The 13,698-nt window shown below is 61.7% G+C and carries 14 protein-coding genes; 6 read left to right on the forward strand and 8 right to left on the reverse strand.

Annotated features, from left to right (window positions below; translation table 11 throughout):
* Positions 1-14: 14 nt before the first annotated feature.
* Positions 15-1,532: an aldehyde dehydrogenase family protein gene (locus ACB028_RS04925; RefSeq protein WP_371143658.1), complete on the forward strand. Its 1,518-nt coding sequence runs from the start codon at positions 15-17 to the stop codon at positions 1,530-1,532.
* An 80-nt stretch (positions 1,533-1,612) separates the two neighbouring features.
* Here the strand turns inward: ACB028_RS04925 and ACB028_RS04930 are convergent, their stop codons facing one another.
* Entirely contained in the window at positions 1,613-2,404 is a 792-nt protein-coding gene (locus tag ACB028_RS04930) for a helix-turn-helix transcriptional regulator (protein ID WP_216993967.1), read from the reverse strand.
* A 96-nt stretch (positions 2,405-2,500) separates the two neighbouring features.
* On the opposite strand from ACB028_RS04930, the gene ACB028_RS04935 reads away from it, so the two are divergent.
* Positions 2,501-3,388, forward strand: coding sequence for a DMT family transporter (locus ACB028_RS04935; RefSeq protein ID WP_371143659.1), 888 nt, complete (start codon positions 2,501-2,503; stop codon positions 3,386-3,388).
* Positions 3,389-3,494: 106 nt separating this feature from the next.
* On the opposite strand, the gene ACB028_RS04940 is transcribed toward ACB028_RS04935, so the two are convergent.
* The 3 genes from ACB028_RS04940 to ACB028_RS04950 all read right to left on the reverse strand — a co-directional run bounded on the left by ACB028_RS04940 (position 3,495) and on the right by ACB028_RS04950 (position 6,543).
* A complete protein-coding gene (locus ACB028_RS04940; RefSeq protein WP_042073085.1) occupies positions 3,495-4,187 on the reverse strand; it encodes a response regulator in 693 nt (230 codons plus the stop codon).
* A gap of 3 nt (positions 4,188-4,190) precedes the next feature.
* Positions 4,191-5,759 carry an ATP-binding protein gene (locus tag ACB028_RS04945; protein ID WP_371143660.1) on the reverse strand — a complete coding sequence of 523 codons (1,569 nt, stop codon included), beginning with the start codon at positions 5,757-5,759 and terminating at the stop codon, positions 4,191-4,193.
* A 625-nt stretch (positions 5,760-6,384) separates the two neighbouring features.
* Positions 6,385-6,543, reverse strand: coding sequence for a hypothetical protein (locus ACB028_RS04950; protein WP_371143661.1), 159 nt, complete (start codon positions 6,541-6,543; stop codon positions 6,385-6,387).
* A 255-nt stretch (positions 6,544-6,798) separates the two neighbouring features.
* On the opposite strand from ACB028_RS04950, the gene slyA reads away from it, so the two are divergent.
* From slyA to ACB028_RS04970, 4 genes are all read left to right on the forward strand, one after another.
* A complete protein-coding gene (gene slyA, locus ACB028_RS04955) occupies positions 6,799-7,299 on the forward strand; it encodes a transcriptional regulator SlyA (protein WP_371143662.1) in 501 nt (166 codons plus the stop codon).
* A 1-nt stretch (position 7,300) separates the two neighbouring features.
* Positions 7,301-8,356 (forward strand): HlyD family secretion protein, encoded by a 1,056-nt coding sequence (locus tag ACB028_RS04960; protein ID WP_371143663.1) that lies wholly within the window; start codon positions 7,301-7,303, stop codon positions 8,354-8,356.
* A 10-nt stretch (positions 8,357-8,366) separates the two neighbouring features.
* Positions 8,367-9,395 (forward strand): DUF2955 domain-containing protein, encoded by a 1,029-nt coding sequence (locus ACB028_RS04965; protein WP_042073088.1) that lies wholly within the window; start codon positions 8,367-8,369, stop codon positions 9,393-9,395.
* A gap of 191 nt (positions 9,396-9,586) precedes the next feature.
* On the forward strand, positions 9,587-9,943 hold the full coding sequence (locus ACB028_RS04970; protein WP_342012988.1) for an MliC family protein: 357 nt from the start codon (positions 9,587-9,589) through the stop codon (positions 9,941-9,943).
* 44 nt (positions 9,944-9,987) lie between these two features.
* Here ACB028_RS04970 and ACB028_RS04975 read toward each other — a convergent pair whose 3' ends face one another.
* The 4 genes from ACB028_RS04975 to nrdD all read right to left on the reverse strand — a co-directional run bounded on the left by ACB028_RS04975 (position 9,988) and on the right by nrdD (position 13,509).
* Positions 9,988-10,380 carry an energy transducer TonB gene (locus tag ACB028_RS04975; protein WP_026456627.1) on the reverse strand — a complete coding sequence of 131 codons (393 nt, stop codon included), beginning with the start codon at positions 10,378-10,380 and terminating at the stop codon, positions 9,988-9,990.
* 167 nt (positions 10,381-10,547) lie between these two features.
* The gene (locus ACB028_RS04980) at positions 10,548-10,718 is read right to left on the reverse strand and encodes a YqaE/Pmp3 family membrane protein (RefSeq protein ID WP_010673454.1); all 171 of its coding nucleotides are present in this window, start codon (positions 10,716-10,718) and stop codon (positions 10,548-10,550) included.
* 64 nt (positions 10,719-10,782) lie between these two features.
* Entirely contained in the window at positions 10,783-11,292 is a 510-nt protein-coding gene (gene nrdG / locus ACB028_RS04985; RefSeq protein WP_223378663.1) for an anaerobic ribonucleoside-triphosphate reductase-activating protein, read from the reverse strand.
* A gap of 99 nt (positions 11,293-11,391) precedes the next feature.
* Positions 11,392-13,509: an anaerobic ribonucleoside-triphosphate reductase gene (nrdD, locus tag ACB028_RS04990; RefSeq protein ID WP_371143664.1), complete on the reverse strand. Its 2,118-nt coding sequence runs from the start codon at positions 13,507-13,509 to the stop codon at positions 11,392-11,394.
* Positions 13,510-13,698 lie beyond the last annotated feature (189 nt).

Below are 13,698 nucleotides of genomic sequence, written 5' to 3' on the forward strand. Positions count from 1 at the left end.
ATAAGGATGATGAGATGATTTATACCGCTCCCGGTCAGGCAGGTGCCCTGGTCAGCTTCAAGTCCCGTTATGACAACTTCATCGGTGGCGACTGGGTGGCGCCGCGCGCCGGCCGCTACTTTGAAAACATTTCGCCGGTGGATGGCAAGGTGTTCTGCGAGGTGGCCCGCTCCGACGCCGCCGACATCGAGCTGGCACTGGACGCCGCTCACAAGGCGTTCGCCAGCTGGAGCAAGACCAGCGTCACCGAGCGCAGCAACCTGCTGCTGCGCATCGCCGATCGCATCGAGCAAAATATCGAAGTGCTCGCCATCGCCGAGACCTGGGAGAACGGCAAGGCGGTGCGCGAGACCCTGGCCGCCGACCTGCCCCTGGTGGTGGATCACTTCCGCTACTTCGCCGGCTGCATCCGCGCCCAGGAGGGATCCGCCGCCGAGCTGGACCAGAACACCGTCAGCTACCATTTCAAGGAGCCCATCGGCGTGGTCGGCCAGATCATCCCGTGGAACTTCCCCCTGCTGATGGCGGCCTGGAAACTGGCTCCCGTGCTCGCAGCAGGTTGCTGCAGCGTGCTCAAGCCCGCCGAGCAGACCCCGGTCACCATCATGCTGATGATGGATCTCATCAAGGACATACTGCCCCCCGGCGTGGTCAACGTGGTCAACGGCTTCGGCGCCGAGGCGGGCCAGGCGCTGGCCACCAGCGACCGGATCCAGAAGCTCGCCTTCACCGGCTCCACCGAGGTGGGGGCCCATATCCTGCGCTGCGCCGCCGACAAGCTGATCCCCTCCACCGTGGAGCTGGGTGGCAAGTCCCCCAACATCTACTTCGCCGATGTGATGCAGCACGAGAGCAACTACATCGACAAAGCGGTGGAGGGCATGCTGATGACTTTCTTCAATCAGGGCGAGGTGTGCACCTGCCCCTCCCGCGCCCTGGTGCAAGAAAGTATTTATGACGACTTCATGGACAGGGTGCTGGCCCGCGCCCGCACCATAGTGCAGGGCAACCCCCTCGACACCGCCACCCAGGTCGGTGCCCAGGCGTCCCGCGAGCAGTTCGACAAGATCCTAAGCTACATGGAGATCGGTCGCGGCGAAGGGGCCAAGATGCTGATCGGCGGCGGCCCGGCCAAGGTGAACGGGCTGGAAGGGGGCTTCTACATCCAGCCCACCATCTTCCACGGCCAGAACAAGATGCGGGTGTTCCAGGAGGAGATCTTCGGGCCGGCCCTCGGGGTCACCACCTTCAAGGACGAGGCGGATGCCCTGGCCATCGCTAACGACACCCAGTACGGCCTGGGGGCGGGCCTGTGGACCCGCGACAGCAACCTGGCCTGGCGCATGGGGCGCGGCATCCAGGCCGGCCGGGTCTGGGTCAACTGCTACCACGCCTACCCGGCCCACGCTGCCTTCGGCGGCTACAAGAAGTCAGGGATCGGTCGCGAGACCCACAAGATGATGCTGGACCACTACCAGAACACCAAGAACCTGCTGGTGAGCCACGACATCAACCCGCTCGGCTTCTTCTAAACCGGCCATCGCTGATAAAAAGGGCGCCTGTAAGGCGCCCTCTCTTTTTTCCGTCGAACGCTTCCCAACTGCCACAGGGATCACCCGGGCTGACCCAGCTGCTGGCGATAGCGCTGGGGGGCACAGCCCTGCTCGCGCTGGAACATGGCGATAAAGGCCGAGGTGGAGGTGTAACCTAACCGCCAGGCGATCTCCTGCACCGGCATCTCACCGCGCAGCCAGGACAGGGCACGCACCATGCGCAGCCGGGTACGCCACTGACCGAGGCTCATGCCAAGCTCCTTCTGGCAGCGCCGCGCCAAAGTGCGCTCCGTGGTGTGCAAGACACTGGCCCACTCGGCCTGGGTACGGTTGTCCTCCGGCGCGGCCTGTAGCGCCGCCAACAAGGGAGCGAGCAGGCGATCGCAACTCTGGGGCAAATAGCTCGGCTGGCAGCGGGTGCGGGCCAGCTTCTCGATGAAGAGCTCGCCCTGGCGCCGGTCCCACTCATCCTCCATGTGGCCGAGCCGGCGCTGGGTGAAGTCCTCCAGCAGGGCACGCAGCAGGGGGGTCAGCGCCAGCAGCACGGGTTCCCTTGGCAGGCGTTCTGCCAGGGTGTGTCCCACATAGATGGAGGTGTAGTCCAGGGTCTGTTCGTTGAAGGCGCTGTGGGGCAAGTTGGCCGGCACCCAGATAAGGTAGTCGGGCGGCGCCACCAGCCGCAGCCCCGCCACCTCCACCACCATGACCCCCAGACTGATGAGGCTGAGCTGGCCCCAGGGGTGGGCGTGCTCGGCGCAGGCGTTGCCTCCCTGGATCTGGCTGTAGCGAAAGTAGAGAGGATTGGGAGTGGCCAGCAGGCGATCCTGCTCGGCCATCGTGAGGTCACCCATGAAGAATGTCCCAAAGCGGTTATGAGATGTCTTATTTACGCTACTTACATAGTTCAAGACAAGGCTAGACTCTCACCATCGTATCAAGGAGTGCCTATGCCTATTCTCTTCCCCCTGCTCGCCATCCTGATCTGGGCCGCCAACACCGTGGTCTCCAAGGCCGCCGCCGGCGTGGTGGATCCCGCCGCCATCTCGTTTTACCGCTGGGTGATCGCCGCCCTGGCCCTGAGCCCCTTCTGCCTGCCCGCACTCTGGCGCCGGCGCAGCGAGATCCGCCCTTGGTTCGGCAAGCTGCTGGTGCTCTCCCTGCTCGGCATGGTGCTCTACCAGTGCCTCGCCTACTACGCCGCCCACTCGACCTCGGCTACCAACATGGGGGTCATCGGCTCCCTGCTGCCCCTGCTGACCCTGCTGCAGGGCGCGCTCTTCTTCGGCCAGCGCCCCGGCAAGCAAGCATTGCTGGGAATGAGCCTCTCCCTGTTCGGGGTGCTCTGGCTGCTCGGCCAGGGCCAGCCGCTGGCGCTGCTGCACACCGGCATCAACCCGGGGGATGGCATGATGCTGCTGGGGGCCGCCAGCTATGCGCTCTATGGCCTCTTGATCCGCCGCTGGCAACTGCCGTTTGGCCCCTGGCTCAACCTCTACCTGCAGATCCTGCTGGCGGTGCTGCTGCTCATTCCGCTGGCCCTCTCCGCCGACTCCCTGGCCATTCCCGCCCAGGGCTGGAGCATGGTGCTGTTCGCCGGGCTCGCCTCCTCCATCTTCGCCGCCTACTGCTGGATGCGCGGCCTGGCCACTCTCGGGCCGGAGCGCACCTCGGTGTTTATGAACCTGATGCCACTGTGCACGGCGCTGATCGCCGTCATCACCCTGGGAGAGCCCATCCACGGCTATCACCTGCTGGGGGGTGGCCTCATCCTGGGGGGCGTCATGCTCGCCCAGCTCAAGCCAAGAGCCCGCCCCGCCCTTGCCCAAGAGGCATAAAAACGACGCTCCCCTCGCAAGGACACGGGACCACAAACAGACAAAAGGGAGCCTCGGCTCCCTTTTGTCTGAATATTCGTTTGTGTATGCGTGGCGAGCTGGCAGATCAGCTCTCCCGGCGCCAGCGATAGCGACGCTCCGGCCGGCCCCGCTGGCCATAGTTGAGCTCCACATCCACTCTGTCTTCCGACTCCAGATACTCCAGATAGCGGCGCGCCGTGGTGCGACTCAGGGAGAGGCGCAGCGCCACGGTATCGGTGGAGAAGACGCTGTCCGGCTCCCCCGCCAGCAATTCAAGCACCTGACGCAGGGTGATGCTGTCGATCCCCTTGGGGGTGATGCGCATCTCTCTGGCCTGGGGTCGCCCCTTGCCCAGCAGCTTGTCGAGATCTTCCTGCTCCAGCCGCCCCCGCTCACACAGCTTGCGATGCAGTTGCAGGATCTCGTCCAGGCTCTGCTGGATGCGAAACAGCCGCAGCGGCTTGATGATGTAGTCATGCACCCCGAGATTGAGCGCTTGCTGTATGGTCTCCACCTCGCGGGAGGCGGTCACCATGATGACATAGGCTTCACGGTTGTGACTGCGCAGGCGGTTCACCCATTCAAGACCCGAGCCATCGGGCAGGGAGATATCCACCAGCAGCAGTTGCGGCACCACCCCGGCCATCATCTCGTCGGCCTGGGCCAGGGTGCCGGCCCGCCCCAGCAGGGAAAACCCCGGGGTCGCCGCCACCAGCTCCGACAGGATGGCGCCGATCCGATCGTCATCTTCAATAACAAGCGTGATTATTGGGTCCATGGCTCACATTAACTGGTTTTTATTCAAATAGATGCCAAACAATGTGGTCCGTTCGGCAGTTCGCCGCCATTCTATCACACCCTGGTGACGCCCCACCGTCTCCTTGACCAGGAACAGGCCCACCCCGTGATCACCGCTCTGGCGAGTCGCCCCGTAATCGAACAGATGATCGGCCAGCTCCTCGTCAACTCCTTCGCCACTGTCTTCCACCTCGATCACCAGCCGGCGCCCCACATCGCACAGTGACAAGAGCACCCTGGGGGGGCACTGCTGGCGGTTGCGCCAGGCGGCCTGCAGACCGTTGTCCAGCAGGTTGCCGATGAGAGTAATGAGATCCGCCGAGACCGAGGCGGAGTACTCCCCGAGCGACGAATCGGGGTCGAGCTCGAGCGTCACCCCAAGCTCCCTGGCACGGCTGAACTTGCCGAGGATGAGACCGGCCACCGGCTTGTTGTCGATGAGCCGCAACAGCTCCTGCAGCATGGTCTGGCAGGCTTCATTCTCCTGCTGGATAAGCTCCACCGCCTGATCCACGTGGCCAAGCTGGAGCAGACCGGAGAGGCTGCTCAGCTTGTTGGCAAACTCGTGGCTCTGCATTCGCAGCATCTCGGCATACTGGCGCAGATGGGTCACCTGTACCCCGAGACTCGCCGCCACTTCGGGACGACTGAAAATGAACAGCCGCCACGGTGCCCGACCATTGACCACCTGCCAGCGCCCGACAAAGGGCTCCCCCTGGATGGCGAAGCTGAGCTCGCCCCCCTCCTGCGTCAGACAAGGGGTCAGCGATGGTACCAGTTCGGCCAGCGACTGCCCCAGGAGGGCATGGCGACCCGTGCCGGGCAGGCGCAACTGGTAGCAGGCGGTGCTGTTGATCATGCTGATGTTGCCGTTGTCATCGAGCGCTATCACCCCTTCGGTGATGTATTCGAGCAGCAGATCTTGCAGGGTGAAGCGGCGCACGATCGCCTCGGGCTCCAGATCGAGCAGGGTCTTGCGCAGCCGCTGCTGCATCCAGAATGACAGCACCAGCGCGCAACCGAATACGGCGGCGATGGCGCAGACCAGCAGCGAGATGCGCTGCAAATAGATACCCTCCACCGCCGTCATCAGATAACCCACCACGACCGCCCCCATGGGACGGCCATCGGCCCCGATCACCGGAGAGAAGCAGCGGATCGCCAGCCCCAGGGTCCCCTCGTCACGGGAGCAGTAGCTGCGCCGCTCCTGCAGGGCAGGCCAGATATCCTCGCCGCGAAATTGCTGGCCGATCAGCTTGGCTCTAGGATGACTCAGACGCCGGCCATGTTCGTCGGTCACCACCATGTAGGTGGCATCGGTGCGCCGGCAAATCCCCTCCACATAGTCGCGCAGGGCGGGATCCTCACCGCGTTGCAGGGCGGCGACCACCCGGCTGTCGGCAGACATGATGCGGGCCAGATCGCCCCCTTTGTCCTCCAGATTGCTCTCCAGCAGATGACGGATGAAGAGGGCGAGCAGCGAGCCCAGAATGAGGATCAGCAGCAGGGATAAACCGAGGGAGAGGGTCACCAGTTGGTGGCGAAGTTTCATGCACAAACCTTACAACGTCAGAACGCCACCCAATAGTGCGGATGCCGGGAGGCAGGGTCAATCATGGATGCCGGCGTTTCGAGGCGTGCGGCCCGATGATGACAGTATCACCCGTACAGAGCAGGTACATCACCGGGCGGATATTATTGGCGACCCTGGGCGGGGTCGCCGTTTATTGTAATACTGCGTGTGTTTCGTCCTGCACTCTATTGCGTGTCATCCCTTTCGTCATTTACCCAAGCGACAAAATCATATAAAAACATTAAAAACTTAAACACCACGGCTCCCATCCCGACATGCTTTACCGACACCGGGCATGGCAACCAGGCAGCCAGCTTTTCACACTATTGCTCCATGCAGCATTCACCTGTGAGAAACCGGAGCAACTGCCAGCGCCAATCAGGACGTCAGGCCCAACAATAATACAGAGGAGTATGGCGACCCCAGATTCTTCTCGTCAGCAACAGACTGTCATACAGGCTGTATCGCCATACAGGGAGCCAGCGCTCCCGTCGGCAGAGCCCGGGAAAGGTGATGGGAAAATGAGTGCGTGAGAAAGAGCCAGAACAAACCGGCCAATACCTGCATACCAGTTTATTCATTCGAGCAGATATAGATGCTCCAGTTATTCCGCCAGCAACACAGGAATATTGGCAGGGTCAAATTCATGACATATTTCGCTACTCTCCCAATCCGCTCCCGCATGAAGTTCAGATGCATTTTCTGTATCGCGTAACAGGCGTTCCAGTACCAGATATCCCCCATCCACCTCATATTTATCCATCGCAAAATGCCTCCCTGATCCAGACCTGAATAATATTAGCGAATAAAAAACAAGCTGCACGATAGACATGAAAATACGCTGAAAATAATGAGTCACTATTTTCCTCTGTCCGTATCATCGCAAAAAAAGACTCTATCGATCCCACCCAAGGCTCACCTGCCACCCTGCACAAAAAGATGATCCACATCACACTATTTACTTAGCCTGCTAAATAAATATAATGCTTAGCAAGCTAAGTAAACTGAGGTGACCGACGTGAAGGATTTGGAAAGGTTGCGCGAGCTCTCCCTCGCCGAACAGATAGCCCGCATGCACCGGCTCTGGCGCACCGCCGCCGATCTGGAACTCGCGCCCCTGGGCCTCACCCATCCTCGCTGGACCGCCTTGTGGAAACTCTCCCGCATGGGAGGAGAAGTGAGCCAGAAGACCCTGGCCGACGCCCTCGAGATCGAACTGCCCTCCCTGATGCGCACCCTGGGCCAGCTGGAGGAGCAGGGGCTGATCGAGCGCCACTGCTGCAGTCAGGACAAACGGGCTCGCATCGTCTGCGTCACCGCCGAGGGCCAGGCCCTGCTCGACCAGATTGCCGGTCGCATCATGCGCGTTCGCCAGGAGCTGCTGGTCGGCATAGATGAACAGAGCCTGCGCCAGTTTGAAGCCATAGTGCAGCGCATCTCGGCCAATGCCCTTGGCAGGATCGAGTGGCACCACGAGCAACTGGCCGGCCACCAGAAACACCCTGAAGCAGGAGAGTAAAATGACCCCGGATCAACAATTTGCCCGCTGGATCAGATGGTCCATGGCCGGCTTCGTCATCCTCTTTGCCTACTTTCTGGTAGCCGATCTGCTGATGCCCCTCACCCCCCAGGCCATGGCGACTCGGGTCGTCACCAAGCTGGCCCCCCAGGTCAGCGGCAAGGTGGTGGAAGTGGCCGTCCACAACAACCAGCATGTCAAGAAAGGGGATCTGCTCTTTACCCTGGATCCCGTGCCCTTTGAACTCGCGGTGGAACAGGCCCGGCTCGCCCTGGATCAAGCCGAGCAACAAAACAGCGAGCTGGATGCCGCCCTGGCCGCCGCCGATGCGGATATCAAAGCCAAGGAGGCCCTTGCCAGCCAGAAGGGACGGGAAGCGGCGCGGATCGGTTCCCTCTACCAGCGCCACATGGTGTCACTGCAACAAAAAGACGAAGCGGACAGCGCCCTGCGCAACGCCCGGGCCAACCTGGCGGCCAGCAAGGCCAAACGGGACGAGATCAGGGCCAGCCGCGGTGCCAGCGGTGAGGACAACCTGCTGCTGCGTCAGGCGCGCAACAAGCTGGCCCAGGCCGAACTGGCGCTGACCTACAGCCGGGTTCATGCCGATCAGGATGGCATCATCACCAACCTGCAACTCAAACCGGGCAGCATGGCGACGGCAGGTGGTCCGCTGCTGGCGCTGGTGGCGGATCAAGTGGACGTGATCGCCGATTTTCGCGAGAAGAGCCTGCGCCATGTGGGAGATGAGACCCGGGCACTGGTCGCCTTCGACGGCAATCCAGGCGAACTCTACCCGGCCCGGGTCAGCAGCCTGGATGCCGGGGTGAGCGCCGGCCAGTTCGATGCCAATGGCACCCTGGCGGCCCCGGTGGAGTCGGATCGCTGGGTGCGGGATGCCCAACGCCTGCGCCTGCACCTGACCCTGGAGCAACTGCCCAGCCATCTGCCGGCCGGCGCCCGCGCCACCGTGCAGTTGCTGCCGGACAACGGCCTGACCGCCATGCTGGCTCGCGCCCAGATCCATCTGCTCAGCCTGCTGCACTACATCTATTAAGGTGGCGACCATGACTCTGTGGCACAGGCCCCTGACCGGCAACGAGTTGCGCCAATGCCTGCGCATCGCCTTTGGTAGCACCACGGGGTTCTTGCTCTGCAAGATCTTCGGCTGGAACTATGGCGTCTTCTACACGGTGACGCCCGTCCTGCTGCTGGGCATGGTGCCGGTGATGAATGGTCATGCGGCACGCCAGCTGATCGCCTCCGCCATCGTCTGCGGGGTGGAGGTGGGCCTGCTTGGGGGACTGTTTGGCGGCCACCCAGCGCTGATGACCCTATTGGTCTTCTTGCTGTTTCTCTATCGCTTTGCCGCCATGTCCCGGGGTAGCCTATTCCTGTTCGGTGCCAATGGCGTGCTGAGTCTGAGCATCATGCTGCACTTTGCCAGCTATCCCCAGACCGATCTTAACGACCTGATCCTCAACAACCTGTGGGCCAGTGTGCTGTCGGTGCTGATCGCCTACCTGATGACGGCCCTGCTCCCGGATGTGGAGCCACGCCCGACGCCGGCGGCTGCCCCCAAGGCTCCGCACCGGATGCGCCACGAGGCGCTGCTGGGAGCCAGCATCGCCACCCTCTCCTTCCTGGTGTTTCAGGCCTTCGATCTGCGCGACTCCATGTCGGCCCAGGCCACCACCCTGCTGCTGCTGTTTCCCATGCACTGGAATGGCGCCCTGAGTTATGCCCGTAAGCGGGCCATGGGCACCCTGCTCGGGGTGAGCTTTGGCCTCATCGGCCAGCTGCTGCTCTATGACTGGTCCGGGCAGCTGATCCTGGTCGCGCCCCTGCTCTGGTTCGGCGCCATGTTGTTCAGCCATGCCCATGTGAAGGAGGCAAGCGGTTCCGGCGTCGGCTTCGGCGCCCTCACCACCTTGGGGATCCTGTTTGGCCAGTACCTGACTCCGGGCAACGATCTGGTGTTCAGCGCTCTCTACCGGGTGAGCAGCATACTGTTTGCCATCGTCGCCACCCTGCTCGCCTGCTACCTCATCCATCGCCTGCTCAACCGCTTTGAGGCAACCCGCTTTGGCTACTGATTTTTCATGGTGCTTCAAGGATGATCCGCTTTTCGCCCCGCAGCCTGCCGGGGCGTTTTTTTATGGCCAAGTCCTATGGCGTGGCGGCAGATGCGCGATGGACAGCTGCCGACGCATTCCAAAAACGGACAATTGCAGATCCTGCCCAACCTGTTAGGCTCACGGCGTTAGATAGCAAAGGAGTCCATATCATGCGCCGCATTTCCCTTTTCACCACCTCGGCTTTGGCGTTTGCCCTGCTCACCGGCTGTGCCCAGAATGGCACCCTGGTCGCCACCGGTGGCGAGCCAATCAACTACCTGTGCGAGCAGGGGCAAAAAGTACAGGTACGCTATTTCGCCCTCTCCGATCAGAGCCTCGACTTTATCAAACTGGCACTGCCGGATGGCAAGGATTACACCCTGCCCCAAGCCGTCTCCGCGTCGGGGGCCCGCTATAGCGACGAGTTCCAGGCCGTCTGGTGGAACAAGGGGGAGGAAGGTTTTGTCGAGCTTAGGGATCCGCAAGGGGAGTGGCAGATCGCCTATCGGGAGTGCAAACAGCAATAAGAGAGACCCCGGCACGGCCGGGGTCTGATGTCATCGCGCTCGGGTCAATTGACCTCGATGTTGAAACGGTTGGTCACCTGCACCGGAATGGCGTCCGGATTGTCCTCTGCCGGGCTGTAGCGGATCCGCGAGAGAGTCGCCAGGGCGCTCTGCTCCAGCTCGCCGGGCGGCTCGGCCGCCACCACCTCGGGTTTGGTCGGCCTGCCATCCTCATCAATCACATAACGCACGTCCACATAGCCCTTGACCGGTTTGGTGGGCAGCGCTTCTTCATCGCTGGCAAACCATGAGCGCTGGTTCTGCTGTATCCAGTAGTTCGGCAACTGTTCCAGCGTCACAGCGACAGGCTCACGGTCGACCACTGCCACCTCGCGGGACAGGCACCCTTGCAGCAGTGCCAGCATCACCCCTGACCAGATTGCCATCTTCCACTTCATACCACGCTCCTTGTTCTCTCTGCCGGGCCTGCAAGCCATCGGGCTTCTCCATTTGGTCAGTGATGAATCCTAACGAAAAAGCTGTCGGCTGAACATGTACAAAAGGGCCAACCCGTGAGGTTGGCCCTTCTTTTTCAACAATTGAGCGGGATGACGAGGGAAGATGGTCAGGCACGCTTGTCGCTCACCACCAGCCAGAGCGCGTGAACCATGCCGGGCAAGCCGCCGAGCAGGGTCAGCACTATGTTGATTAAGAAATGCAGGCTGAAGCCGACCTGGATAAAGGCGCACACAGGGGGCAGGAAAATGGCCAGCAGGATCTTGAGCAGATTGTTCATCTCGCAATGCCTCATCAAAGATTGTCACGATACTTGGGTGGCCTAACCATAAACAGCATTGGCCTCAACTGCAAACCAGACAGGGAATGTGCTCACCCCCTTCCCGCCAGGCGTTGAGATCGTGGATCTGCTGATTGCTGCTGCCGCGCCAGAGCAGACCGGGGTCCGCCAGCCCCTTTTCGAACTTGCCATCCACCAGCACGTCCAGCAAGCAAACCAGCTCACTCTGGGCCGGGCTGAGCTCTGCCAGCAGATAGCCGGTCCAGCACCAGATGTCCTTGCCGGGACACTCGGCACGCACCCGCTTCACCAGCGCCAGCACGTGGGGCACGTTGGCCGGATGGAGCGGATCACCGCCGGAGAGCGACAGACCCCGCCGCTTGATGCGGGTGTCGTTGAGATCCGCAATGATGCGATCGCTCATGGCCTGATCGAACGGGTGGCCACCGTCGAGGCGCCAGGTGCTCTGGTTGTAGCAGCCGGGGCACTGGTGTTCGCAGCCCGACACAAACAGGGTGGCTCGGGTGCCGGGGCCGTTGATCACGTCGACCGGGTAGTACTGGTGGTAGTGCATCGCTTCTCTCCTGCCTCGCTCGTGCAACGACAGAGACCTGTCGCCGCCCAATGAAAATGGCCCCTTGAGTCAGGGGCCAGCTCTTCATCACGATTGCGCTTACATATGCTTGACGCGGCGCTTGACCTCTTCCTGCTTGCCCGCGTTGAAGGGGCGCGCATCCGGGCTGCCGAGGTAGCCGCACACCCGACGGGTCACCGACACCTTGGCCGGGTCGTGGTTGCCGCAGCGCGGGCAGGTGAAGCCCTTGGAGGTGCACTCGAACTCGCCGGTGAAGCCGCACTCGTAGCACTCGTCGATGGGAGTGTTGGTGCCGTAGTAGGGCACCTTGTCATAGCTGTAGTCCCAGACGTTCTCCAGCGCTTCCAGGTTGTGCTGGATATTGGGGTACTCGCCGTAGCAGATGAAACCGCCGCTGGCGATGGGCGGATAGGGCGCCTCGAAGTCCAGCTTGTCATAGGGGTTCACCTGCTTCTCCACGTCGAGGTGGAAGCTGTTGGTGTAGTAACCCTTGTCGGTCACACCCGGCACCACGCCAAACTCCTTGGCATCGATGCGGCAGAAACGGGAGCAGAGGTTCTCGCTCGGGGTGGAGTAGAGGCTGAAACCGTAGCCGGTCTCCTCCTTCCACTCGTCGGTGGCCGCCTTGAGGCGCTCGACGATGGCGATGGCCTTCTGTTGCAGCTCGTCATTGTCGAACAGGTGCACCTGATCGCCAAACAGGGCGTTGATGGTCTCGTGGATCCCGATATAGCCGAGCGAGATGGAGGCGCGACCATTCTTGAAGATCTCGCTGACGTTGTCGTCTGCCTTGAGGCGCACGCCGCAAGCCCCTTCCATATAGAGGATGGGAGCAACCCGCGCCTTGACGCCATCCAGACGCTTGATGCGGTACATCAATGCGGTCTTGGCGACCCGCAGGGCGGCATCCAGCTTGTCCCAGAAGTCCGCCTCATCGCGGGATTTGAGGGCGATGCGCGGCAGGTTGAGGCTCACTACCCCCAGGTTGTTGCGCCCCTCGTGAATGAGCTCGCCATTCTCCTCGTAGGCGCCGAGGAAGGAGCGGCAGCCCATGGGAGTCTTGAAGGAGCCGGTCACCTTGACCACCTGGTCGTAGTTGAGGATATCCGGATACATGCGCTTGGAGGCGCACTCCAGGGCCAGCTGCTTGATGTCGTAGTTGGGATCGCCCTGCTTGTGGTTGAGACCATCCTTGATGGCAAACACCAGTTTCGGGAACACGGCGGTCTTCTTGTTCTTGCCAAGGCCGGCGATGCGGTTTTGCAGGATGGCGCGCTGGATCATCCGCGACTCCCAGCTCTCTCCCAGGCCAAAGCCGAAGGTGACGAACGGGGTCTGGCCATTGGCGGTATGCAGGGTGTTCACCTCGTATTCGAGGGACTGGAAGGCGTCGTAGCACTCCTTCTCGGTGCGGGCCATGGCGTAGCCCTCGGCGTCCGCAATGCCCCACTCCTCGGCCACCTGGCGATTCTTCTCCCAGCTGATGGTCACATAGGGCGCCAGCACTTCATCGATGCGGTTGATGGTAGTGCCACCATAGATGTGGCTCGCTACCTGGGCGATGATCTGGGCGGTCACCGCGGTGGCGGTGCTGATGGATTTGGGGGTATCGATCTCGGCGTTGCCCATCTTGAAGCCGTGGGTCAGCATCCCCTTCAGGTCGATCAACATGCAGTTGAACATGGGGAAGAAGGGGGAGTAGTCGAGATCGTGGAAGTGCAGATCGCCGCTCTCGTGCGCCTGGACCACATCACGGGGCAGCATGTGGCTGGTGGCGTAGTGCTTGGCGACGATGCCCGCCAGCAGGTCGCGCTGGGTCGGGATCACCTTGGAATCCTTGTTGGCGTTCTCGTTGAGCAGGGCCGCGTTGGTCTGCTCCACCAGGCCGCGGATCTCCTGGGCCAGGCGGCCACGGGCCTCGCGGGCCAGATCCCGATCGTGACGATATTCGATGTAGGCGCGGGCGATGGCCTTGTCGTCGGAAGCCATCAGATGGTTTTCGACCCGGTTCTGGATCTCGTGGATATCAACTTCACCACGCCCCTCCAGTTCCTGGCTGACCGCATTGGCAATGCGCTCCGCCAGGGCAGGATTGGCCTGATTGACCGCTTCCGCCGCTCGACTGACCGCTTCGCCGATCAGTTGGGCATTGAATGGTGCGCGACATCCGTCACGTTTGATCACAACCGGTTTCATGGATTTTCCCCGTTAAAAGGCCAGGCTCTGTGCCGATGGCTCACCCTTGTTGAGCTCCCCTCCCCGCATCTCGTCCTGGACGCAAATAAATTCAGCCGAGGCTTGACAAGCCAGGGCTGAAGATAGAAAGGGAACAGCTTATACACAGCTTAATAACACAACATATAGGGATTAAAATCGAATGCAGAC

The sequence above is a fragment of the Aeromonas sp. S9(2024) genome (genome assembly GCF_041403185.1).
Lineage (GTDB): Bacteria > Pseudomonadota > Gammaproteobacteria > Enterobacterales > Aeromonadaceae > Aeromonas > Aeromonas enteropelogenes.